Raw genomic sequence first — 23,408 nt, forward strand, 5'->3', positions numbered from 1 at the left:
CCATAAGATGTGCTGGCTAAATTATAGTCAATATTTCACTAAGGCTAAAGTGTTATTAGGTTATTTTTGGCTGTATTTTATGATCCAGGGTAATAAATGGCTTAAAAATAGCTCTGGATGTGAAATAAAGGGCGCATGGGATGCTTTATGTAGTACGACGTCTTCAATGCTGTCACTTTGCGGTAATGCGCTGATGATCTTTCTCGGTACCAAACTGTCTAACTTACCCCAAATTCGTAACCACGGCTGTTGTATTTGAGCCATCCTAGTACGTAAATCTACTTGCGCTAACATATCCAATCCTTGGGATAATCCTTGTTGTGTCGGCAATGGTTTGCTTAACACTAAGCTTTTTATTTGTTGGATATCCGCTTTGGGATTATCACTTCCCATGGCTTGAATCGCCAAAAATCGTTCAACGGTACGAGTTAAGTCACGGCTTAATTGGCTTGAAAATTGTGCCAATACATCTGGCTGGATACCAGGCCAAGTTGGATTAAGCTCATTTGCTTCCCGGCTCATAAAGCAGGGCGATGAGGCAATCGTCACTAATGCTGCTACAGACTCTGGATAATCAATGGCAATTTGACTCGCAATTAAGCCGCCTAATGACCAGCCAATCCAAATTGCCTGCTGTGGAAGTTGCGCTGCAAGTGTTTGTGACCATTGCGTTATGTCACCATCAATGTTGCCACTGAGGCCAAATCCCGGCAAATCCACATAATGCACTCTATACTGGTGCAAGGCGCTTTTTAACGGACTAAAGACTTGGTTATTCACGCCCCACCCGTGTAATAGCACTATGTCTTGGCCTTGTGAGCCTAGGGTATCAATATGCAATGCAGGAAAACTCACGGTTAACACCTCTTTTGAGTCTATTTAATGGAATGAATAGCCAATGCCGTCAATCAATAATTCAATCAACATTACCCACATATTACGTTTATGCGTCAAGCGCATTCAGCGTGCTAGGGTTATTTTACTAGGCAGTTTACCCAACCGTTGCTTGCTGTGCCAGCAAAGGATAGATCAAATGGATTATGAACAATTGTTTGCTAATCAAGTGCTCACTGGTGTATGCCAGGTGTGTTTAGCGGCAAGTTTGTACCAACATGAAGTGTGTTTAGGTTGTGGCCGTGAAATCGCACTGTTGCAAGCATATTGTGGTAAATGCCTTAAACATACGCCCAATGTTGTGGTGGCACCTTGCAGTTATCATCAAGGACTAGGCCCTCTGATTGCCGCGATAAAATACCAACAGCAATGTGCACCGCTTAACGCGATAACTCAGCAATTAGCTTGTCGAATTGCCTTACTGATTAAACATGGCATCATTAGGCGACCACAGGTGTTGATCCCTGTGCCTTTGCATCCAAATCGTTTACGACAGCGAGGCTTTAACCAAGCTTGGTTAATTGCGAAACAACTTAGCCGATTAACGGGTATTCCGCTAGACGACAGTTGCTTAACTCGGGTGGTTGATACTGCGCCGCAAACAGGCTTAGCGGGTAAACAGCGGCGCAAGAACTGCCATGGGGCATTCCAGTTACAAGCGGAGATTCCTTATCAGCGTGTTGCGTTAATTGATGATGTGGTGACAACCGGTACAACCGTAGATGAAATAAGTCGATTATTTAGTGCACAATTTGTTCATGTACAAACATGGTGCCTTGCGCGGGCTGAGGCACCGGGATTATTAGATTAGCTCGATTGTAGGTTAGATTAATTCGACTTGAGTAATAACAATATTTTTTATAAATAAAAACAATTGGCTAATACCTGCTGCAAGCCCTGTTACAGTGCGTTTTGCATTTTTTGTAAGCTTAAAAAACGTTGAACTAGATCATTTTTTTACGATCAAATCTCATGGACACTACAAAGCTAATGCAACACAGAGTATCATAGGTCTAATTCTTACTAATTTACTCAGGTACTCCCTGACGGAGCAGGTTTTTATGATCACCATTTCCGATACAGCTCAGGCCCATTTCGTCAAACTATTGGCCGATCAACCTGAAGGCACTCACATTCGTGTGTTTGTTATCAGTCCTGGTACTGCACAAGCAGAGTGTGGTGTGTCTTATTGTCCACCCGATGCTGCTGAAGCTGATGATGTTGAACTGCCTTTTAATGGCTTTAGCGCCATGGTTGATGAAAAAAGCGCGCCATTTTTAGATGATGCTAGCATTGATTTCGTAACTGATCAGCTTGGTTCGCAGTTAACCTTAAAAGCACCTAACGCTAAAATGCGTAAAGTGTCTGGCGATGCACCTCTTGTTGAACGTATTGAATACGTTATTCAGTCAGAAATTAATCCACAACTTGCCAGCCATGGCGGTAACATCATGCTGGTAGAAATTACCGACGCGGGTGTTGCAGTATTGCAGTTTGGTGGTGGGTGTAACGGTTGTTCTCAAGTTGATATCACTTTAAAAGATGGTATCGAGAAGCAGTTACTAGACATGTTCCCTACAGAATTGACTGGGGTGCGTGACGTGACAGAACACCAACACGGTGATCATTCTTACGCGTAAGCATAACGAATTGCACACTACAAAAAACGCGACCTCACCGGTCGCGTTTTCGTTTGTTACACTGCTATATTTATGTCAATTAGTCGTCTCGAGTGAGCACTTCAAGTAATTCTATATCAAAGAATAAATCAGAGTTTGCTGGAATACGATCACCCATTTGACGCTCACCATAGGCTAAATGTGCCGGTACTGATAGTTGTCTTTTACCGCCAACATTCATACCGATAATACCTTGGTCCCAACCTTTAATCACTCTGCCTGTGCCAATAACACATTGAAATGCATCTGACGCATCAAACTGAGTGCCATCGGCTAAACGTCCACTGTAGCGAGTGGTAATTAATGCCCCTTTTACTGCCGCTTTACCCTTGCCGATCTCAAGGTCAGTAATAATCAATTGTTCGGTCATGCTGTTCTCATTGTGACTAATTAGATAATAGTTAAACACTAAATTGGCTTTATTGTACTCCAAGATTAGCTGCTAAAAAGCGTTCTATTTCAATAAATGTAGTAAGACGGTGTTGGTTATTACTTAAGTAATGATCGCCATTTTCTAATTCGATATACTTTACTGGCTTCTGTAAATCCTTAAGCGCATCATACATTTTTTCACTTTGCTCTACGCGCACCACACGATCTTTCGTACCGTGGATTAATAACACTGGTACCTTAATACTGGCCACTTTGCTAATCGGTGATCGCTGATATAAATCGTCGTAATCATCACCAATTTGTTTTTTAACAATTTTACTATTGTCGTATCCACGCGATGATTTAACTAATTTTTCAAGGTCTGTCACGCCCGCAACACTAATGGCACATTGATACAGATCAGGTGTGATAGCCACACCCATTAATGCGGCATAACCGCCGTAACTCGCACCAACAATACACATGCGTTTAGGATCGCTAATACCTTGGCCTATCAGCCAGTGAGCACCATCCTCAATGTCGGTTTGCATCTCTAGGCCCCAGTTTTTAAGACCCGAGCTCATAAAGTTGAAGCCATAACCTGCCGAGCCCCGAAAGTTCATTTGCAGTACCGCATATCCGCGGTTAGCTAAAAACTGCGCCCAATAATCAAAGGTGGTTGAGTCATAGCTAATTGGCCCGCCATGAGGAAAGATAATAGTCGGTAAGTTTTTGGCGATAGCGTCTTTTGGGGTGGTTAAAAAGGCTTCAATGGCTAAACCATCGCGAGCCTGGTAATTAACCGTTTTAGGTGTTGATAATAGCTCTGGTGGCAATTGGCTGTATCGATAAGCCACAGGGTAAAGTGCATTTTGATCTCTATTGCCAAAGTAATACGCCCCAGATTCAATTGGGCCAGTTGCATAAACGATGTAACGACGTTCATCATCACTGAACTGGGTGATGGCATTGTGTGACTCGGGTAATGCTGCCGTTAGACCATTATTCAACTTGATATAGTCTTGATCCCAGAACAGATATTCACCTTCAATGTCGGTGCTTAAACCAATCACTTTTTGCTTTAGTTCAGAATAAACTAACCAGCCTTCAACATCGTAATTTTCATTGTGAAACACCAGCTCTTTAGTCAATGTTGGGTCAGTTAAGTTGACTTTAAAGATGGCTTTTAGACCTTGATGATAGGCGCTGATATACAAGATATTAGGATCATGGTCGAAACCGATAGGCCAGATGACATCTTCTGCTAGCGCTTCGAACTCCCATAATATACGCAGATCTTCACCCGCTGCTTTTTGCTCGTAAATACGGTAGCTTGTGTCATCGCGATAAATACCAATACGCACGTTGTGCTGCCTATCGGTTAACCAGTCTCCAATATGCATACGTGCCGGTTGTAATGTCTTGATAGCGCCGGTTTTTAAACTGACTTTAATGACGCTTTCATATTGTGGTTTAGAACCTAAGCCTTGAATTTGCATTAGGATATGACCGGGATCATTGTCAAGGTAGTCAATAACCGATGCTTGTAATTGCGGTAATCCATACCCGTAAAAGCGCGATAGCGAGTGATTAGAAAAGACACTTGTGGTTTTGTTGTCGCTCAGTGTGTATTTCATTAAGCGGGTTTCGGTTGTGGGTATGCCTCGACGAATAGAAGGATATTTAGATTCGATTAAGATGACATCATCATTTGCCCAGGTTAACGATAAGATGACAAATTTTTGGTTGTCAGTCTGTAATGGGAAAATATCTTTATTGGTTTTAATGTCGCGAATAGAGAGTACTTGACCTTCAAGCTCATTAGTACTGACTCGAATGAGTGATGCTATTTTTTTTCCGTCAGGTGATAAGCTAACAAAGCGGACATCTGGGATGCTGGCGAAGGCTTCTACAGGCAGGGGCTTGGCAAAAGAGCTATGCGAAAATAGACATAAACTAACAACAAGCCATAAAATCCGTTTCATTAAAGATCCGTTTGAAGAGCGATAACATGTTGTTAGGATGTTACATTTTTATAGCGAGGTCTTCAATATATTATACGCTCACCAGTTGATACCTGAGTTTATAATAATAGTGCCAGCCGAGTGTTACACTTCGACATAGCATGAATATCGACATTGCAGCCCAAAGGCTGTGGTTGCCCCAAGCTTGCAACAGGTACCAACTCGGAAAGTAAACTGCAAAGGTCGCGATTATCATACTATTTCGCATGGTTTGTCCTTGTGCCGCGCCAATATATACCCCATCAAATAAATAGCAGCCAAACGCCAATATAGGCATAAAAATTAGCCAGATTAAGTAATTATTGGCAGTATCTTGCACCGCTTCTATATTGGTTAATAGCTGAATTATCCACGGCCCTGCCAACCAAAATAGTAGGCTAAATAATCCTGCCACTATTGCCGACCAACAAAAAGCTAACACTACGCTGTCATGGAGTAAGGTTGGATTTTTTTGACCAAATGCGCGGCCCACTTCTGCTTCGGCGTAATAAGCTATGCCGTCTAATGCATAAGAGATCAGCATCAGTAAATTAAGCAGCACGGCATTAGCGGCAATAATATTGTCACCTAAGCCGGCACCATAAAAAGTCATAAAGCTAAACGCGGCTTGTAAGCATAAACTGCGAATAAAAATATCACGATTTAAGGTGAGTAAACGAGCATAACCGCGCCAAGATAAATGCGCGATAACCTGGCTAAATTTGAGTCCACCCATATCAATAAGTTGGCGTTTAACCATGACTAATGCCACTGAAAAAGCACAGATGTCAGCAATAACCGATGCCAATGCCGCGCCTTGCACATTCCATTTAAATACCATGACAAATACAATATCGAGAATAATATTGACGCTGTTGGCGATAATCAGCTGCCACATAGCCGCTTTGGGCTTTTGGCGCCCAAGCAACCAACCCAGTAGCACTAAATTGGTTAGGGCAAAAGGCAAGGACCAGATTCGAATCGACACATACTGGCGACAATAGAGCATGACTTGCTCACTGGCATCACTGAGACTGAGCGCTAAATTGAGCAGAGGAGATTGCAGCATGACGCCAACGAAACCTAAGGTTAATGCTAAGCTGCAACCTTGTATCAGTAATTGTTGCTGAGTTGAGGTATCATTAGCCCCGAAGGCTTGTGCGACAAGTCCGGTGGTGGACATACGTAAAAAACCAAGCAACCATATCATCAAGGTGATGATGGTACTTCCTAAGGCTACGCCACCAAGATAATAAGCGTGTCCTAGATGCCCAATCACAGCTGTATCAACTAATCCTAAGAGCGGAATAGTAATATTAGACAGGATCATGGGTGTTGCTAATGCCAATAATTGACGATTTTTTTGGCGATTTAACAGTAGTGTACTAACTGACATAGGTATGAATAATCATGGTTAAGAAAATAGCGTTATGGTTGGCATTGCTCAGTTTGAGTGTATTGCATTTAGATGCCAATGCAGTGGTTATTTTACAGTATCATCATGTGTCTGAAAACACGCCTAAAAGTACCAGTGTGACCCCGAGTCAGTTTGCTGAGCAAATGCAGTATTTAGCTGATAATGATTTTACGGTTATTTCTTTAAGCGATGCTGTTGATAGTATTAAGCATAACACGACCTTAAATCATAAAAGTATTGTGATTACCTTTGATGATGGCTATGACAGCATTATTCAAAATGCGGCACCTATTTTAGTCACACACAAGTTTCCCTATACGGTATTTATTTCTGTTGCTCCGATTGAAGCAGGTTACCAAGGGATGATGAGCTGGCAAGATATTAACACTTTGTCAGAGCAAGGGGTGACAATAGCGAATCACAGTTGGGGGCATGAACATTTAATTCGTCGCCAAGGTAAAGAAACCCAAGACCAATGGCAAGCACGAGTTGAAGACAATATTCTCGCAACGGAAGCCGAGATCTTAAAACGCACCGGCCAAAGCGTAAAAATGTTTGCTTATCCATACGGCGAATACACTAGCAAGTTAGAAGCTATTTTGACTAAACACGGCTTTGTTGGTTTTGGTCAGCAATCGGGGGCCGCTGGAGAGTATGCTTCATTAACGGCGTTACCGCGTTTCCCTGTGGCCAATGCTTACGCTGATTTGGCGAGTTTGAAGGTCAAATTTTCCAGTTTACCTATGCCTGTAACTAAGCAAAATATAAGCGACCCTCTACTTGTATCCGGCCAATGGCGACCTAAGTTGATATTAACCCTCGATACTGAAGATATTTATCCACATCAGGTGATGTGTTTTATTCAAGGGCAAGGCCCTAAAAAGCCCATTTGGTTAAGTAAAAATCGCTTATCGATTCAGGCATCATCAGATTTAGCCCCAGGACGTTCGCGTTATAATTGTACGGCACCGAGCAAAACAAAAACCGGTTATTATTGGTTTTCACAAGCGTGGATCCGCCCACAAGATAATGGGCAGTGGCTCGAAGAATAATGTTATCTCAGTTAGTTACCGTTGTGGTTAATGAGTCTGCGCTATTGCCAGGATTTTACTATTTTCTCAAAGTCAGCAATCAGTTCTGCATTAAGAATTTGCGCTAATTGGCCGGGTTGAGGTTTTGGTTTAAATACCGCAATCTTTTCTACTCGGGGCGAAACTAATACATAAGATGCGCTATGGTCTACCTGATAATCGCTACCGTCTCCAACCATAGCGTATACAAAGCCTAAGTCACGACTGAAGGGAAACAAATCAGCGTGTTGTGCAGTGACCGCTATAAAGTCCTGATTAAAAAAATTGATGTAATCCAAACGTTTCGCTTGAGTGTCGCGTTTAGGATCTGCCGACACAAACACCACTTGTATATTCTTGGCTATTTTTTGTAGCTGTGGATAAGCCGCGGCGAGTTTATTCAAGGTAGTAGGGCATACATCAGGGCAAGCAGTGTAACCAATAAAAAATAAGCTCCATTTACCTTGTAATGATTGGTTATTGAAGGTGTTGCCGTACTGGTCTGCTAATGTAAATGGTGCTAATGCCCGCTGTTGTTCAAATACATAACTGGTTGCCAGTACCATAGGTTCTGTTTGCATCTTTTGGTAAGCAACACCTCCGCTTATGGCTAATAATATCAGCCCTAATGCTATGATTATTTTCAATATATTTCCTTTTCTAGGTTAAGTGTTTACCCAAAAATAATGGTCTACTAATAGGACAATGAATAACACCATTAAATGATAAATTGAGAATTTAAACACCTGCATCGACAGTTCTGGATAATCATGAAACTTTAACTGCCACGCTTTATAGATAAAGCCACAACTGAGTAGGGTAGAGCCGACCAAATAGATTGGACCACACATACCGACTAAAACAGGCAGTAAACAGGCAATGGCGAGTAAAATAGTGTAAAGCAAAATACAGGTTTTGGTAAATTCTACCCCGTGCGTTACGGGGAGCATTGGAATATCAACTTTGGCATATTCTTTACGGCGGTGAATCGCTAACGCCCAAAAATGCGGTGGGGTCCAAGTGAAGATAATAATCACAAGTAATAGGGCGTAACCATGCATTTCATTGGTTATCGCGGTCCAGCCAAGTAATGGTGGCATAGCGCCTGCTAATCCGCCGATAACGATATTTTGTGAAGTTGCTCGTTTAAGGTAAGCGGTATACACCAAGGCGTAGCCGATTAAACTGGCAAACGTCAGCCAAGCGGTTAGGGGATTGACTAAGGCATACAGTACCACAAAGCCTAAGGCTCCGAGAGACACCGCAAATGCAGCCGCTTTGGTTGTCGAGATTTTACCTTTGGGTAACGGTCGGTTATAAGTGCGGGCCATCAAGCCATCAATTTTGCGATCGATTAAATGATTAAATGCTGCCGCTGCCCCCGCCATCATTGCAATGCCTGCCATACCAGCAACTAAAGGTTGCAGCGGCACTATGCCCGGTACCGATAAACACATGCCAACCAATACGGTCAGTAGCATAAGTGCAACTACTTTTGGTTTGGTCATTTCAAAATAAGCGCGCCATTGTAGGGTTAATTTAGGTTGAACCTGACTAATAGTAAGAGGTTTTGTCATGGTCGATCCTCGTTTATGCTTTACGCCACAGGGCGTAATTAATAAAGACTAAGGTAAGCAGCAATAAGGCTGCACCTGCATTGTGTGATACCGCGATGCCCAAAGGTAAATTCATCACCACATTACTAATACCCAGTCCGACTTGGGTGATTACCAATAACAGTAATAAGTAACCACTGTTTCGCATTACATGTGATTGTGCATAACGTAATTTTAGCGCTAGTAGGATCAATGTTATGGCAGTAACAACGGCCCAAACTCTATGACTGACATGAATGGTCATTCGAGTTGCATAGTCTAATACTCCAAATTCAAAACTTGGATGATCGCCTTGGAACGGTGAAAAAGCATCGGCAATACGTAAGTTATCGACCCAGTTACCTTCGCAAATGGGTAACGAAGTACAGGCGAGAGCCGCGTAATTTGATGAGGTCCAGCCGCCGAGTACAATTTGAATGACTAATACTCCTAGACTGACTAAAGCTAACGGAACCAGTTTGCGGGCATAAGTATCACCTCCTGGGATCCGTAATGGCTTAAGCCTAAGGTACAGCAGTAGTAACAAGGCAAATAGACTAAAACCGCCAATAAGATGTGCCATTACCACAATAGGCATTAGTTTCATTGTGACAGTCCACATGCCAAGCGCTGCTTGAAATACAATTAAGACGGCTATAAAACTGGGGAGTTTTTTCGGTGCATGAGGTTGTTTAAGGCACAATACAAGGATAGCTAATACCATTAATCCTAATGCACCGGCGATGTAGCGATGGATCATTTCAAGCCATGCTTTTTCTGGCTCTATGGTCATTTGTGGAAAATGCGTTTCAATTTTTGCTAAGTCATGGCTTGCACTGGGTACCGCTAAATGGCCATAACATCCAGGCCAATCAGGGCAACCCAGTCCGGCATCAGATAAGCGTGTGTAAGCCCCCATTAAAATGACCGCTAAGGTAAATACCAAGGTAAATTTTATCAGCCGATTAATGGTCATTAGCCCACCCTCGATAATTTAAGCATTTTGCGTAAATCAGCAATCATGGCTTTACCTTGGGCAATATTGGCGTCGTGGCCAATCACATTGTCATATTGCATCACCAGGCTGCCAAGAGGATCGACAATGATCAGCTGTTGTTCAGTCAACAATGTTGCAAGTGCATCATTGGCATTGACTTGATCAAAGCCGATATTCAATTGTTTGAGTATCTTGGTGTCGCTATGATTATTCACCACTATGATCGGGATAACGCGATCTCTATCTTTGCCTAGTGCGATATAGCTCTGGTGTAAAATATACAGACGTTCTTGACACTGCTCGTTACACTGCTCGGGGAGAAAAAAAAGTACCTGCCAAATATGTGGTTTAGGGTTTTCCATGGCTAAGTTGGCATAACTCACTTCGGGAGTGATCAGTGCCCCCTTGTTCGTCGCCGCACCATTATAGAGTTCTAGGCTTAGCACTAACTTGGCTATTGCAACCGGTAAAATAAACACCAGCAGTAATACGATTAGCGCTTTATTGCTCTTTTTCGGTAGGGAGTTCATTCCATCTCCTCTTTATCATATTGATATTATTGTTAAGTTATTTATTCACGACGAGAGTTAACGTCGATATTGTCGATATGCTATCCAGCTCATTAATCCTAAAAATACTCCTGCCATAGTGAACCATTGCAAGGCATAACCTTGATGCTTCTGCGCCGATAATGGGATCGGCACCCAAGGTTGCGGTAAGTTGTAGCGCGGGACATTTTCTGGTTGTAGCACTACAGGTATTAGCGAATGTTCTAACATGTCAGCTAATGCTGCAGTGTTGATGTTTTGAAAACGTATTGGCGCATCGGCGCGTTGTTCAGCATCTAACTGATCACTAAATGGATTGGTTTGTTTTTGATATACCCGTCCATAGAGGGTGTAGTAGCGTATTTCTAGTGGTTCAAGTTGAGGCAATATTCGACGGTCTTTGTTGGCTGCAACAAAACCTAGTTCAACGAGTATCCAAGGCTGCTCTGGGGTTATTTCAAACACTTGGTAAGCTAAATATCCCACTTGCCCCTGATACACCTGATTGTCTAACAGCATTATTGTGTTATTAACGGGTTTTGCCAAAATCGATAAGCGGTAACCTGTGAGCAATGCCGCCTCTGACTCAGACCCAGTGGGTAACTTTGATAAATTAACCAGTGCTAACATTGCCTCATAATTGAGTGCATGCTGCTGTTGGCGCACAAGTAATGTGCTTTGCCACTCTTGTTTAAACGCTGCCCGTGATAATTGCCACAATCCTAACTTGACCAATAAGCCAAACACGACCAAAGTAATCATTACAAATAACACCCGAGACACACCCACACTCCTAAAAGGATTGCCTGTGACAACACCTTTCATTGTTAAGTTAGTTTTAGTCTCGTTGCTTGTATTCATATTATTTAACTTAGCTAGAGCCTTATTTATTATGGTTAAAGGGCAGCATCAACAATCAATGAGCCATTATCTTGGTCGTAGAGTATTATTTTCTGTTGTCGTGATTGTGGTGCTGCTGGTGGCCTTAGGGCTAGGTTACATTCAACCTAACCCCAGACCTTATTAGTGCTGATTTACAGCACATAAACAAAAATGAATAAGCATAACCAAACCACATCAACGAAGTGCCAATACCAACTACCCGCTTGAAATGCGAAATGTTTGTCGGGGGTAAAGTGACCCTTGATAATTCTGAGTAATAAAATAATCAAGAACAGGGTACCAATCGTCACGTGCATGCCGTGAAAACCAGTTAATAAAAAGAAGGTGTTACCGTACACTCCTGAAGATAGGGTTAGGCCCATTTCTTGATAGGCATGGCTGTATTCTTCGACCTGTAAACTGAGAAACGCAATCCCCAACATCACCGTTAACGCTAACCAGATGATCAATGGCTTACGATTGGCTTTTTCGAGATTGATGTGGGAAAAGTGCAAGGTAACCGATGAGGTTAACAGGATGATGGTGTTGATTAATGGCAAACCCGTCCATGGCATCGCCTCGGTTGCGCTACCATCAGGTGTTTTCACCAAAGGCCAAATTGCTTCAAAGGCAGGCCACAGTACCTCATGAGTCATGGCATTGTTCGATGCGCCACCAAGCCAAGGTACTGAAATCATACGTGCATAAAATAATGCGCCAAAAAAAGCCCCAAAAAACATAATCTCTGAAAAAATAAACCAGCTCATTCCTTGCCTAAATGAACGATCCATTTGTGGTGAGTAAAGTCCTGCCATTGATTCATCAATAACGGTTTTAAACCAACCAAAAATCATAAAGATAATCACGGCAAAACCAGTGATTAATATGTAACTTCCTGAGGTTTTTTCAGTGGCTAATTGTTGTACATAAGTGCCTGCGCCAAATGCAATTAAAAATAAGCCTATAGCACCGATTATCGGCCAAGCACTCTGGTTTGGCACATAATAAGTTTGATACTTTGTGGTCATTTTGCTGCTCCTTGCTCTACGACGATCGTCTGTTTATCGGTGATGTCATAGAGGGTATAAGAGAGAGTCAATGTATTAATAGACGCGGGTAAATCCGGGTCCACGTAGAAAATCAATGGTAATTCTGCAGTTGCTGATGCGGCCAATGGTTGTTGGTTAAAGCAAAAACATTCCGTTTTATTGAAGTACGCCGCTCCTTGTCCAGGTGATACTGAAGGGATTGCTTGGCCTACTGTGTCGTGTGCAGACAGGTTTTTAACCAAAAATTGTGCGTGAGTGAGCTCACCAGGATGCACGCTTATTTGGTTCACTTTAGGGCTAAATTCCCATGGCATATCTGACTGAACTTGGGTCACAAATTCAATGGTAACGGTACGGCTTTTATCAACCACTACCGCTTCATAGCTACTGGCGCTATTTTGGGTTTTGCCATTAATACCCAATGTATCGCAGAGCACGTCATAAAGCGGTACCAATGCAAAACCAAACCCAAACATACCAATTGATCCAGCAATCAGCATGATTAATAACTTACGATTTGATTTTGTTGGCTGTGTCATCTCATTTTATCTCCGGCGGAGTGGTAAACGAGTGATATGGCGCTGGACTGGCAATGGTCCATTCTAAACCTTCTGCAGCTTCCCAAGGGTTATCGCCAGCCGGTTTGCCACCTTTGATACATTTGAGCACCACAGCGAGAAAAATAAACTGCGATAAACCAAATGCGAATCCACCAATCGAAACAATTTGATTCACATCGGCAAACTGTACTGCGTAATCTGGGATTCGACGAGGCATACCCGCCAAGCCTAAAAAGTGCATTGGGAAAAACAATACGTTGACAGAGATCACTGAGCACCAAAAATGCCACTTGCCTAAGGTTTCGTTGTACATATTACCGGTCCATTTTGGCAGCCAATAATATGCCGCCGCCATAATGGAAAATATCGCCCCAGTCACCAGTACATAATGAAAATGCGCCACTACAAAGTAAGTGTCGTGATACTGAAAGTCCGCAGGGGTGATTGCCAGCATCAAACCGGAAAAGCCACCAATGGTAAACAGAATGATAAACGCCACCGCAAATAGCATTGGTGTTTCAAATGTCATCGAACCGCGCCACATGGTAGCAACCCAATTAAACACCTTAACCCCAGTAGGAACCGCAATTAGCATGGTGCAATACATGAAAAACAACTCGGCGAATACTGGCATGCCTGTGGTAAACATATGATGTGCCCATACTAAGAACGACAGCACAGCAATACTGGCAGTAGCGTAAACCATAGAGGAATAGCCAAACAATTTCTTGCGGCTAAAGGTCGGTATAATGGCGGAGATAATGCCGAATGAGGGTAAAATCATGATGTAAACTTCTGGGTGACCGAAGAACCAGAAAATATGCTGGAACATCACTGGGTCACCGCCACCTGCAGCATCGAAAAAGCTGGTACCGAAAAACTTGTCGGTTAACACCATAGTCACTGCGCCTGCGAGCACTGGCATCACCGCAATTAATAAAAAGGCAGTAATTAACCAAGTCCACACAAACAAAGGCAGTTTCATCCATGTCATGCCAGGAGCGCGCAAGTTAACAATGGTTACGATAACGTTAATCGCGCCCATTATCGAGCTGATACCCATGATATGGATGGCGAATACAAATAGAGCGGTGCTATCAGGGCTATAAGTGGTTGATAGCGGTGCGTAGAATGTCCAACCAAAGTTAGGACCACCGCCTTCCATGAATAACGAACTGAGTAATATGGTAAACGCGAACGGTAAAATCCAAAAGCTCCAATTATTCATCCGCGGTAAAGCCATGTCTGGTGCACCGATCATCATCGGAATTAACCAGTTAGCTAATCCGGTAAAAGCTGGCATCACTGCGCCAAATACCATGATAAGACCATGAACCGTGGTCATTTGATTAAAAAAGTTAGGTTCTACTAGCTGTAATCCAGGCTGAAATAACTCTGCCCGAATGACCATTGCCATGGCGCCACCAGTGAGAAACATAATAAAACTAAACCATAAGTACAGCGAACCGATATCTTTATGATTAGTTGTGAGTAGCCAGCGCATGAGCCCTTTCGGCGCTCCGTGATGATGATCATCATGAGCGGTAGCTAGTGTATCGTGCGTTGTTGTGCTCATTGTCTTCCCCTACTGTCCATGGCTAGCGACATCGGCAGGTTGCACCGCCTCGCCAGAATTATTGCCCCACGCATTGCGCTCATAAGTAATCACCGCGGCCATCTTTTGTGGGCTAAGTTGACTACTAAATGCCTGCATCGCGGTGCCTGGTTTACCGTGCATAACGATATCGATATGTCCGCTAACCGGTCCGGTAACCACAGGGCTGCCAATAAGTGAAGGGAAAGCGCCTGGCAAACCAGCACCAGTGGCTTGATGACATGCGGCGCAAGTGGTGGCATAAACCTGCTCACCTTCTGTGATTAATTGCTCCAAGGTTAAGGTGGGCAGATCTTCAATGGCAACAACCTCTGGTGTTACAGCCTTAGCGACGGTTTCAAGAGCCTGAGTCGCTTTTTCTGTCGCAGTATTGGTGTTCTCAGTTGCTGTTGCGGCCATTGTGCTTTCAGTCTTATTTGCTTCAGTACTTGCTTCATTGCCGCCAGAGAAATTACTCACATCAGCAGCTTGAACAACATCACCGGTATTATTGCCCCAAGCATTACGCTCAAAGGTAATCACTGCGGCAATCTCTTGGGCGGTAAGTTGCTTGGCAAAGGCTTGCATTGCGGTTCCTGGTTTACCGTTTAAGACGATGTTGAGGTGACCTGCAATAGGGCCTTTTATGATAGGACTGCCAATTAGTGATGGGAATACACCTGGAAGGCCCGCACCATTAGGTTGGTGACAAGCGGCGCAACGAGCAAGATAGATCTGTTCGCCTTGGGTGGTTAACTCTTCAAGAGATAAGGTTTGTGACAGTGACGCTGCTGCCGCAGCAGCGGCATTACTGGCCAGTTGTTTTTGCTCTACTAACCAGTTATCAAAATCTGTCTCTGATAATGCTTGCACCACAATTGGCATAAATCCATGGTCTTTACCGCACAATTCGGCACATTGGCCACGATAAATTCCGGGCTTATCAATGCGGGTCCATGCTTCATTAATAAAGCCTGGATTGGCATCTTTTTTAACCGCAAAAGCTGGAACCCACCATGAGTGGATCACATCATCTGATGTCATTAAAAAACGCACTTTTTGGTTAATGGGCAGTACGAGTGGTTTATCGACTTCAAGAAGATAATGCTCTCCTTTAGCCTCTATGCCATCGATTTGATCTCTTGGGGTCGATAATGTGCTGTAAAATTCGATGTCTTTATCAAAATAGCTGTAATGCCATTTCCACTGCGACCCAGTAATTTTGATGGTGAGATCCGCATTGCTGGGGTCTTCCATGGCAATTAAGGTTTTAGTGGCTGGAATGGCCATGGCGATTAAGATGATGAAAGGAATGACGGTCCAAGCTATTTCCACTTTAGTACTTTCGTGAAAATTTGCCGCAACAGCGCCTTTTGATTTGCGATGGTAAATCATTGAATAAATCATGATCCCAAACACCACTAACCCAATGGCACAACAGATATAAAGTATCGTCATGTGGAGGCCATAAACCTTACCACTGATATCTGTCACGCCTTGAGTCATGTTGAGGGACATTTCTGATGCCCCAAGCGGAAGTGCTATAAACACCACCAGTAAACAATACCACCATTGCTTCACAAGACTGCTCCTCTGTTCATTGCAAATAGCAATTACAAAGAAAAGTCACACAGTAATTCTCTGCTCTATGCAAACTTTTCGGTTCCCGAAAAAAGTTTGATGACCTCAAAGTACCTTGGTGGCAGTAAACAGATTGTTTACGGTTTTATTATTAGCGGTGCACCACGCTTGTACCTACTACTGAACTTATCAATATTGAGTTGGCTCATTTGTCTGAAAGTAATCTTAATCACTGTCATTCACGTCCAATTAAAGATGAATAATATTTCATCCTTGGGAACAACATTAGCTGTAGATTAAACATTGATCAAGATCACTTTGTTGGCTAATTGACTGAAAAAAGATGAAAAAAAAGCCCTGAATTCAATACAGGGCTTGGTAAGTAAGGGTTAATGCTTAGTGAAATGAGCAAAAATTACTTGTTCCATTTATTAATGTAGGGCTAACAAGTTGATGTTTGTGAGGTAAGTGAGCATTCACATCCTCAATTACCACACCTAAAGCCCGTGCACTTTTAGCTACAATTTCTAATCGACGACTATCACGAGCGTCAAGTGAGCTTGTCCAAGTGACGACAGCACTTGATGTTCCACTGGTAAGCGCTTTTTCCATCGCCCATAAGGTTTCGACTTCGTCTTTAGTGTGCACCAGTAAAATACGGTCCATTCTCACGCCAGCATTTGCCAGCATATGTTTATAGCCAATGTGTGGTGGGCTAATTAACACAATCCATCGACCTTGTTGGCTCAATGTGGCGAGTTGACTACACAACTGGCTCAACTCAGCTTCACCTTGGGTGACTGTTTGTAATGTGCGAATGGTTTGGTTGCCATGCAATTCTGTTTCAGCTAAATCTACCCATAAGCCTGGGTGACGTGGCGCGATGCCCATTAGTTTGTTCATAACCAATCTCCATTACGGATAACGCCAACGGCAAGCCCTTCGATGGTTAGGCTTTGGCAACTTAAATCAACTTTAATCGGGGTGTAATCGTCATTTTCTGCGTGCAGATAAATCACATTACCTTTTTGTTCAAATCGTTTTACGGTGACGTCATCATCAACACGCGCCACCACAACTTGGCCATTACGTGCTTGTTGCATTTTATGAACCGCGAGTAAATCGCCTTCTAAAATACCGATGTTCTTCATGCTGTCACCACGAACGCGCAACAGAAAGTCTGCGGCAGGTTTAAACATGCTCGGATCGACTTGATAATACTGTTCAACGTGCTCTTGAGCCAAAATAGGCTCACCAGCTGCAACTTGTCCAATCAGAGGCAAACCGGTTTCAATCTGTTCTTCATGAGGTAAGCGAATACCTCGAGAGGTTCCAGGCATGATCTCGATAAAGCCTTTTTTGGCTAATGCTTTTAAATGCTCTTCGGCAGCATTAGCACTTTTAAAGCCAAGACGTTTCGCAATTTCAGCACGAGTGGGTGGCATACCTGTTTCGGCGATATTGTTTTTAATTAAGTCTAATATTTCTGCTTGGCGCGGCGTTAACGGTCTCATGATGATTCCTGTCTTTTTATACAGTGACTGTCATTATATACAGTGTTTGTGTTCGTGCAAGTATTAACCAACTATTTTTTGTGTTTTATTGGTTTTTTGTAACTTAAATTAATGTTTTTATTAGTTATTATATATTTTTTATCTTGCACTATGTCTTAAAGTGAGAGCTTACACGTAAAGATAAGTCGGCCAGATAGTGTAAGCAGGGTGGTTTCTGGTATCCTATACGACAATATTACAATGGCTTATGTTGCGAAAATAACCATGTCAAAACCAGATTCAATATTTTTACAAGCATTAAAATGGGTTCAGAAATGGATGGTACAGACCATTGTGGTGCCCCATGATCCGTTTGATGACCTCAATATAGATCCGACCAAGCCCTTGGTTTATTTGATGAAAACGGAATCTATTAGTGATATTGCCGCCTTGAGCGAAATCACTGAAGGATTTGGTATGCCAAGTCCTTATGAGCCGTTGCAGCTTGATGGTTTAAGAGTACCTCGAGTGGTGTGTTTAGAAGGGCGTAAACCTCTATTTGGTAAACGTGAAAGTGGTGAGAAGTTCCTTAATTATTTTACCCGTTTATTATCGCTTCATAGTGAGAATGCTGACCTTGATATTCAATTAGTGCCAGTTTGTCTTTATTGGGGACGTACTCCTGGTAAGGAAGAAGACAGCATGACAGCGGCTGTTTTTGAAAGAGAAAACCCAACTTGGTTACGTAAGTGGCTGATGATTTTATTTTTAGGGCGACATAATTTTGTGCAGTTTTCTAATGCGTTATCGCTGCGCCATATGGCTGATGAGCACGGTACAGATAAAAGAATTGCGCATAAATTAACCCGTGTCGCGCGAGTGCATTTCCGTCGCCAACGTAAAGTTATGACAGGGCCACAATTACCTAATCGTCAAATGCTATTTGCCTCTTTATTGAAGTCAGATTCAATTAAAAAGGCTATTGAAGAAGAAGCAGTCAACAAAAAAGTATCTCCTGAAAAAGCTCGTGAAACTGCGATTGAATACCTTGATGAAATTGCCGCAGACTATTCAGATAGTTTAGTGCGCATTGCCGAGCGTTTTCTCACTTGGTTATGGAATAAATTATATAGCGGTATCAATATCAAAGGTGCTGAACAGGTAAGACAGCTTCACCATGATGGCCATGAAATTGTCTACGTACCTTGTCATCGCAGCCATATGGATTACTTGTTGCTGTCATACATTTTGTATTATCAGGGTATGGTTCCGCCGCATATTGCGGCCGGTATTAACCTGAACTTTTGGCCAGCAGGGCCAATGTTCCGCCGTGGTGGAGCATTCTTCATCCGCCGCAGCTTTAATGGTAATAAACTGTATACCGCAGTATTTCGTGAGTATTTAGATCAGTTATTTGCTAAAGGTTATTCGGTTGAGTATTTCACCGAAGGTGGGCGTTCGCGTACAGGGCGTTTACTTGCGCCTAAAACCGGCATGTTGGCAATGACCATAAACAGTGTGCTTCGCGGCATAGAGCGCCCAGTGACGTTAGTACCAGTGTATTTAGGTTATGATCATGTGATGGAAGTGGCCACTTACCACAAAGAATTAAGCGGCAAGAAAAAGAAAAAAGAATCTGTTTGGCAGTTATTTGGTGCGCTGCGTAAACTCGGCAACTTTGGCCAAGGTTATGTTAATTTTGGTGAGCCGATTAACTTACAGCACTTCTTAAATCAACAAGCGCCAGAATGGCGTAGCGAACTGGCGAAAGAGCCTGATCAAAAACCATCGTGGTTTACTCCATCGGTTAATTTACTCGCTAACCGCGTGATGACCAATATTAACGGTGCTGCCGCCGCGAGCTCGGTAACATTAACCAGTTTAGTGTTATTAGCCTCAGAGCAAAATGCATTAGAAAGAAGTCAGTTAGAACGCCAACTTGATCTGTATTTAGCCTTATTGAAAACCGTACCTTATACCGATTACGCATCGGTCGCCGAGGGTGATGGTAAGTCGATTGTTGATCATTGTTTGTCGTTAAATAAGTTTGTTAGTACCAAAGATTCTATTGGTGAGATTATTTCTGTTGATGAAAAAATTGCCATCACCATGAGTTATTATCGTAATAATATTATTCATTTAATGGCGATACCTTCATTAATTGCCAGTTGTTTATTGCGCTATGATGACTGCGATCGCGCGCGCATTCATGCTATCGTGATGGATTTTTATCCATTGTTGAAAGCAGAGTTATTTATGGGCATTGATGATGTGCATAAATATGTTGATGGCGTTTTAGACTTTATGCTTGAGCAAGGTTTGTTGAGCGACAATGATAACTTTGTCATCACGCCTCGTCATATTACCCAAGTATTACTTCTGGCTGAAACGATCAGTGAGACCTTGCAGCGTTATGCCATTATCTTTAATTTACTGGCGATAAAGCCTGAGCTTGAACGTTCTGCTCTTGAAACCGACAGTCACTTGTTGGCCCAACGACTAGGCGCACTTCACGGGATTACCGCTCCAGAGTTTTATGACAAAAAACTGTATAACACCTTGAGTGTTAAGTTAAAAGAACTAGGTTACTTATGCAGTGTTGAACATCGTGACGAAGTGATCAGAATTCGAGATCATGCCAACAAGTTGCTGAGTTCGTCAGTAAAACAAACCATAGTAGACAGTGTGGATGCGGAGCACGGACAATAATGGCAAACCATATGAATGCGGCCAAGCATCGCACTAGTGGTAAGTCAGTATTGGGTGGGGCGATGATCATTGCTGGCACTACAGTGGGTGCGGGAATGTTTTCCTTGCCAGTTGTTGGTGCAGGGATGTGGTTTGGCTACTCAATAGCAATGTTGCTCGGCGTCTGGTTTTGCATGCTAATGTCGGGTTTGCTGTTATTAGAAGCTAACTTGCATTTTGAACCCGGTGACAGTTTCGATACCTTAACTCGAGTAACCCTTGGGCAGTTTTGGCGAGTCATTAACGGTGTATCTATAGCCTTTGTGTTGTACATTTTAACTTATGCTTATATCAGTGGTGGCGGATCGATTGTTAATCACAGTTTATCGGCATTGGGGGTCAGTCTACCTCAGAGTGTGGCAGGGTTAGTGTTTGCCGTGGTGCTGGCGCTAGTGGTATTTGTCAGTACTAAAGCGGTTGATCGCATTACCACCATCATGCTTGGTGGCATGGTCATTACCTTCTTCTTAGCCATTGGTAATTTATTGATCGATATCGATACCGTGAAACTGGTATCACCCGATGGTGAGTCGCGTTACTTACCTTATCTGCTCGCTGCGATTCCTTTTGGCTTAGCCAGTTTTGGTTATCACGGTAACGTACCCAGTTTAGTTAAATATTACGGTAAAGATGCTAAAACCATTGTTAAGGCAATCATTAGCGGAACCACAATCGCATTAGTGATTTATGTGTGTTGGTTAGTGGCAACTATGGGTAATATTCAGCGCAGCCAGTTTGCCGATGTTATTGCCCAAGGCGGTAATATTGGGGTGTTAGTTGCAGCGTTGTCGGGTGTTATTGCCAGCCAATGGCTTGATAGCATGTTGACACTGTTTGCCAATCTTGCCGTGGCATCATCATTTTTAGGTGTCACATTAGGTCTGTTTGACTACCTTGCTGATCTATTTGGTTTTGATGATTCGCGCACCGGACGGATTAAAACTGCAGCGGTTACGTTTATCCCGCCAACAATATTGGGCTTGCTGTTTCCGAATGGGTTTATCCTCGCCATTGGTTTTGCTGCACTTGCAGCCACCATATGGGCTGTGATTGTTCCAGCTTTGTTGGCTTATAAAGTGAGGCAGCAGTATCCCAATTATGTCGGCTTTAAGGTGCCAGGCGGAACGCCACTGATTGTGCTTGTGGTGTTGTTTGGGATAGTGACCGCAACATGTCACTTACTGGCAATGGCAGATATCTTACCGGTATTTAAATAACCGCAACTTGTTATAATCGAATTATAATTATTCAGAAAGCCTTCGTTTGAAGGCTTTTTTGTTTGTGACTATTCTGACTGATGTTTAACAACCAATGGTATGTTGGTCAATAAGCTATTTGCTGGCATGATAGCAATAACCATATCCTCAATTGGATGGTTTATGTTGCCGTTGATGACGCTGATACTTCAATTGCAAAGCGCTATTTTGGGCATCATCGTGGTATCTGTAATGGATACTCATTAAGTGTATTTAGGCAAGGATGAGCAAATGACACAGAATAACACCCAAGCTGAGTTGGCTAGAATTCATCGCAGTATGATGATAGTCGCCTTAATTGATTTCCCTGGAGCACTGTTGTTTGGTCTAGGAATTTACGGTTTAGTTGCCGGATTTGACCAAGATTTTTTACCTATACTCGCTAACCAAGCTGTCATTGTTAATATCATGTTGCTTTTTGGTGCTGTGATTATGGCGTGGGGCATGTTTCGCATGGTAATGCTTGCTCGTGAAAAGCAACTCATATTACAACAACGTAAGTGAGATATTGATTAACTTAACTTATTTGGTTCGGTTAAGTTTGATTGATCACATGATTTAATCGCTACTCACTACCTTCTGCAAGTGTGCTACAGGATAGCGAATGTCGCGATTACAAAGATGTCATAGAGCGGCTTAGTGTTGACTTACTTTTGTCCGTTTCTAAGTCAAGAAAACGAACTCGTTGTGCCTAAATTTTGTTGGCCTTCGAATGAAGGTTTGGCATTTTTTATGTTTGGTGAGTCGTGTTTAGCTGAGTGGGTGTTGGTTAAATGAGTTTGAAGCTTTTACCTTCATTGTAGTCAATCACCTGCAGTGGGCTTATGTGCAGATACTGCTTCGGGACGCTTTGCGCCATCCATGGCCGCTTAACGAAAACGTCCCTGTTTTCGATACCCTCAGTCGCATCTTCACTGGGTCATTCTATCTCTTCGATTTAGCTTCATTTGGTACGAATGTTAAGTTAACAGCTAACTTGGTTTTGCCCCCAAAGTTTTAGGCCTGCTAATAAAGGTTTGGCATTTTTTATGTTTGGTTTAGTGGTGTTGAGCTGAGTGGGTGTTGGTTAAATGGGTTTGAAGCTTGTACCTTCAATGTAGTCAATCACCTGCAGTGGGCTTATGTGCAGATACTGTTTCGGGACGCTTTGCGCCATCCATGGCCGCTTAACGAAAACGTCCCTGTTTTCGATACCCTCAGGCGCATCTACACTGGGTCATTCTATCTCTTCGATTTAGCTTCATTTGGTACGAATGTTAAGTTAAAAACTAACCTGGTTTTGCCCCATTCCTTGCTAGGGATGCCAATTCGCCAATTTCAACTTACTGAATAATTTTCAGTCTATTCGGGTAATAAAGGTTTGCTCGTCATCCACAAAAGCGACAAAGCCGCCGTGATAGATAAATACCCGACCACGCCCCTCAACTAAGCAGGCAAGCTGTGGGTCCAAATCTTCTTCGTTACCCTGTCTTTGATATGTGCCGATATCGGTGATTACGCCGCTGAGAGTAGGCAAATATCTATAAGTTCGCTTTGCTTGATCAACCAGGTTCAATTCGCTGGCGGTAGAGAAGCAAGAGGGTATCGTACCGGCTTCTTCGATAAACATAGTTTTCAGTTCTTCAAAAGCTGTGATCACTAGCCAGTCGATGCCGTTAACATGATGGATA

Annotated in this window: 23 protein-coding genes; 7 read left to right on the forward strand and 16 right to left on the reverse strand. The window is 42.9% G+C overall.

All coding sequences use genetic code 11. From position 1 onward, the window contains the following. Positions 1 to 60 precede the first annotated feature (60 nt). On the reverse strand, positions 61 to 855 hold the full coding sequence (gene bioH, locus GW828_RS15385; protein WP_273058694.1) for a pimeloyl-ACP methyl ester esterase BioH: 795 nt from the start codon (positions 853 to 855) through the stop codon (positions 61 to 63). Positions 856 to 898: 43 nt separating this feature from the next. On the opposite strand from bioH, the gene GW828_RS15390 reads away from it, so the two are divergent. Together GW828_RS15390 and nfuA are read left to right on the forward strand one after the other, a co-directional pair. After that, on the forward strand, positions 899 to 1,705 hold the full coding sequence (locus GW828_RS15390) for a ComF family protein (RefSeq protein ID WP_182755997.1): 807 nt from the start codon (positions 899 to 901) through the stop codon (positions 1,703 to 1,705). A 250-nt stretch (positions 1,706 to 1,955) separates the two neighbouring features. After that, complete coding sequence (gene nfuA / locus GW828_RS15395) at positions 1,956 to 2,534, forward strand: Fe-S biogenesis protein NfuA (protein ID WP_124018258.1); 579 nt, start codon at positions 1,956 to 1,958, stop codon at positions 2,532 to 2,534. Between the two features lie 79 nt (positions 2,535 to 2,613). Here nfuA and GW828_RS15400 read toward each other — a convergent pair whose 3' ends face one another. The 3 genes from GW828_RS15400 to dinF form a co-directional block, all read right to left on the reverse strand. Beyond that, complete coding sequence (locus GW828_RS15400; RefSeq protein WP_124018259.1) at positions 2,614 to 2,943, reverse strand: FKBP-type peptidyl-prolyl cis-trans isomerase; 330 nt, start codon at positions 2,941 to 2,943, stop codon at positions 2,614 to 2,616. A gap of 49 nt (positions 2,944 to 2,992) precedes the next feature. Next, complete coding sequence (locus GW828_RS15405) at positions 2,993 to 4,930, reverse strand: alpha/beta hydrolase family protein (protein WP_273058699.1); 1,938 nt, start codon at positions 4,928 to 4,930, stop codon at positions 2,993 to 2,995. A 70-nt stretch (positions 4,931 to 5,000) separates the two neighbouring features. Then, the gene (gene dinF, locus GW828_RS15410; protein ID WP_182697682.1) at positions 5,001 to 6,344 is read right to left on the reverse strand and encodes an MATE family efflux transporter DinF; all 1,344 of its coding nucleotides are present in this window, start codon (positions 6,342 to 6,344) and stop codon (positions 5,001 to 5,003) included. A gap of 14 nt (positions 6,345 to 6,358) precedes the next feature. Between dinF and GW828_RS15415 the strand changes: the two genes are divergently transcribed. Beyond that, entirely contained in the window at positions 6,359 to 7,417 is a 1,059-nt protein-coding gene (locus GW828_RS15415) for a polysaccharide deacetylase family protein (RefSeq protein ID WP_273058701.1), read from the forward strand. A gap of 41 nt (positions 7,418 to 7,458) precedes the next feature. Here the strand turns inward: GW828_RS15415 and GW828_RS15420 are convergent, their stop codons facing one another. Genes GW828_RS15420 through GW828_RS15440 form a run of 5 tightly spaced genes read right to left on the reverse strand, consistent with a single transcriptional unit; the run spans position 7,459 to position 11,358 of the window. Further along, entirely contained in the window at positions 7,459 to 8,085 is a 627-nt protein-coding gene (locus GW828_RS15420; RefSeq protein ID WP_273058724.1) for an SCO family protein, read from the reverse strand. 15 nt (positions 8,086 to 8,100) lie between these two features. Further along, positions 8,101 to 9,012: a heme o synthase gene (cyoE, locus tag GW828_RS15425; RefSeq protein ID WP_124018264.1), complete on the reverse strand. Its 912-nt coding sequence runs from the start codon at positions 9,010 to 9,012 to the stop codon at positions 8,101 to 8,103. A 13-nt stretch (positions 9,013 to 9,025) separates the two neighbouring features. After that, positions 9,026 to 10,006 (reverse strand): COX15/CtaA family protein, encoded by a 981-nt coding sequence (locus GW828_RS15430; RefSeq protein WP_124018265.1) that lies wholly within the window; start codon positions 10,004 to 10,006, stop codon positions 9,026 to 9,028. Then, positions 10,006 to 10,557, reverse strand: coding sequence for a hypothetical protein (locus GW828_RS15435; RefSeq protein WP_124018266.1), 552 nt, complete (start codon positions 10,555 to 10,557; stop codon positions 10,006 to 10,008). The genes GW828_RS15430 and GW828_RS15435 overlap by 1 nt, the downstream gene beginning before the upstream one ends. Positions 10,558 to 10,614: 57 nt before the next feature. Next, positions 10,615 to 11,358: an SURF1 family protein gene (locus GW828_RS15440; protein WP_235781657.1), complete on the reverse strand. Its 744-nt coding sequence runs from the start codon at positions 11,356 to 11,358 to the stop codon at positions 10,615 to 10,617. 25 nt (positions 11,359 to 11,383) lie between these two features. Here GW828_RS15440 and GW828_RS15445 point away from each other — a divergent pair, with 25 nt between their 5' ends. After that, positions 11,384 to 11,602: a DUF2909 family protein gene (locus GW828_RS15445; protein ID WP_124018268.1), complete on the forward strand. Its 219-nt coding sequence runs from the start codon at positions 11,384 to 11,386 to the stop codon at positions 11,600 to 11,602. Between the two features lie 7 nt (positions 11,603 to 11,609). On the opposite strand, the gene GW828_RS15450 is transcribed toward GW828_RS15445, so the two are convergent. From GW828_RS15450 to lexA, 6 genes are all read right to left on the reverse strand, one after another. Next, positions 11,610 to 12,485 (reverse strand): cytochrome c oxidase subunit 3, encoded by an 876-nt coding sequence (locus tag GW828_RS15450; RefSeq protein WP_124018269.1) that lies wholly within the window; start codon positions 12,483 to 12,485, stop codon positions 11,610 to 11,612. Then, positions 12,482 to 13,045 (reverse strand): cytochrome c oxidase assembly protein, encoded by a 564-nt coding sequence (locus tag GW828_RS15455; protein ID WP_124018270.1) that lies wholly within the window; start codon positions 13,043 to 13,045, stop codon positions 12,482 to 12,484. Before GW828_RS15455 ends, GW828_RS15450 begins: the two co-directional genes overlap by 4 nt. Position 13,046: 1 nt before the next feature. Next, the gene (gene ctaD / locus GW828_RS15460; RefSeq protein WP_124018271.1) at positions 13,047 to 14,642 is read right to left on the reverse strand and encodes a cytochrome c oxidase subunit I; all 1,596 of its coding nucleotides are present in this window, start codon (positions 14,640 to 14,642) and stop codon (positions 13,047 to 13,049) included. A gap of 9 nt (positions 14,643 to 14,651) precedes the next feature. After that, entirely contained in the window at positions 14,652 to 16,241 is a 1,590-nt protein-coding gene (coxB, locus tag GW828_RS15465; protein ID WP_273058707.1) for a cytochrome c oxidase subunit II, read from the reverse strand. Positions 16,242 to 16,637: 396 nt separating this feature from the next. Next, positions 16,638 to 17,144, reverse strand: coding sequence for a cell division inhibitor SulA (locus GW828_RS15470; RefSeq protein WP_124018273.1), 507 nt, complete (start codon positions 17,142 to 17,144; stop codon positions 16,638 to 16,640). After that, positions 17,141 to 17,755 (reverse strand): transcriptional repressor LexA, encoded by a 615-nt coding sequence (gene lexA, locus GW828_RS15475; RefSeq protein ID WP_124018274.1) that lies wholly within the window; start codon positions 17,753 to 17,755, stop codon positions 17,141 to 17,143. Before lexA ends, GW828_RS15470 begins: the two co-directional genes overlap by 4 nt. Before the next feature lie 264 nt (positions 17,756 to 18,019). Between lexA and plsB the strand changes: the two genes are divergently transcribed. The 3 genes from plsB to GW828_RS15490 all read left to right on the forward strand — a co-directional run bounded on the left by plsB (position 18,020) and on the right by GW828_RS15490 (position 22,242). After that, positions 18,020 to 20,443, forward strand: a complete 2,424-nt coding sequence (gene plsB, locus GW828_RS15480; RefSeq protein WP_273058711.1) for a glycerol-3-phosphate 1-O-acyltransferase PlsB — start codon at positions 18,020 to 18,022, stop codon at positions 20,441 to 20,443. Continuing rightward, complete coding sequence (gene mtr / locus GW828_RS15485; protein WP_273058713.1) at positions 20,443 to 21,699, forward strand: tryptophan permease; 1,257 nt, start codon at positions 20,443 to 20,445, stop codon at positions 21,697 to 21,699. Before plsB ends, mtr begins: the two co-directional genes overlap by 1 nt. 270 nt (positions 21,700 to 21,969) lie before the next feature. Then, positions 21,970 to 22,242, forward strand: coding sequence for a hypothetical protein (locus GW828_RS15490; RefSeq protein WP_273058715.1), 273 nt, complete (start codon positions 21,970 to 21,972; stop codon positions 22,240 to 22,242). An 832-nt stretch (positions 22,243 to 23,074) separates the two neighbouring features. Here the strand turns inward: GW828_RS15490 and GW828_RS15495 are convergent. Continuing rightward, positions 23,075 to 23,407, reverse strand: coding sequence for a cytosolic protein (locus GW828_RS15495; protein WP_273086167.1), 333 nt, complete (start codon positions 23,405 to 23,407; stop codon positions 23,075 to 23,077). Between the last annotated feature and the right edge of the window lies 1 nt (position 23,408).

It is taken from the genome of Shewanella vesiculosa (assembly GCF_009994065.1).
Lineage (GTDB): Bacteria > Pseudomonadota > Gammaproteobacteria > Enterobacterales > Shewanellaceae > Shewanella > Shewanella vesiculosa.

Coding starts and splice junctions, on each gene's coding strand:
- GW828_RS15390 (WP_182755997.1), top strand. CDS start 899: ATGCCGTCAATCAATAATTCAATCAACATTACCCACATATTACGTTTA.
- nfuA (WP_124018258.1), top strand. CDS start 1,956: ATGATCACCATTTCCGATACAGCTCAGGCCCATTTCGTCAAACTATTG.
- GW828_RS15400 (WP_124018259.1), bottom strand. CDS start 2,943: ATGACCGAACAATTGATTATTACTGACCTTGAGATCGGCAAGGGTAAA.
- GW828_RS15405 (WP_273058699.1), bottom strand. CDS start 4,930: ATGAAACGGATTTTATGGCTTGTTGTTAGTTTATGTCTATTTTCGCAT.
- dinF (WP_182697682.1), bottom strand. CDS start 6,344: ATGTCAGTTAGTACACTACTGTTAAATCGCCAAAAAAATCGTCAATTA.
- GW828_RS15415 (WP_273058701.1), top strand. CDS start 6,359: ATGGTTAAGAAAATAGCGTTATGGTTGGCATTGCTCAGTTTGAGTGTA.
- cyoE (WP_124018264.1), bottom strand. CDS start 9,012: ATGACAAAACCTCTTACTATTAGTCAGGTTCAACCTAAATTAACCCTA.
- GW828_RS15430 (WP_124018265.1), bottom strand. CDS start 10,006: ATGACCATTAATCGGCTGATAAAATTTACCTTGGTATTTACCTTAGCG.
- GW828_RS15435 (WP_124018266.1), bottom strand. CDS start 10,557: ATGAACTCCCTACCGAAAAAGAGCAATAAAGCGCTAATCGTATTACTG.
- GW828_RS15450 (WP_124018269.1), bottom strand. CDS start 12,485: ATGACCACAAAGTATCAAACTTATTATGTGCCAAACCAGAGTGCTTGG.
- GW828_RS15455 (WP_124018270.1), bottom strand. CDS start 13,045: ATGACACAGCCAACAAAATCAAATCGTAAGTTATTAATCATGCTGATT.
- ctaD (WP_124018271.1), bottom strand. CDS start 14,642: ATGAGCACAACAACGCACGATACACTAGCTACCGCTCATGATGATCAT.
- GW828_RS15470 (WP_124018273.1), bottom strand. CDS start 17,144: ATGAACAAACTAATGGGCATCGCGCCACGTCACCCAGGCTTATGGGTA.
- lexA (WP_124018274.1), bottom strand. CDS start 17,755: ATGAGACCGTTAACGCCGCGCCAAGCAGAAATATTAGACTTAATTAAA.
- plsB (WP_273058711.1), top strand. CDS start 18,020: ATGTCAAAACCAGATTCAATATTTTTACAAGCATTAAAATGGGTTCAG.
- mtr (WP_273058713.1), top strand. CDS start 20,443: ATGGCAAACCATATGAATGCGGCCAAGCATCGCACTAGTGGTAAGTCA.
- GW828_RS15490 (WP_273058715.1), top strand. CDS start 21,970: ATGACACAGAATAACACCCAAGCTGAGTTGGCTAGAATTCATCGCAGT.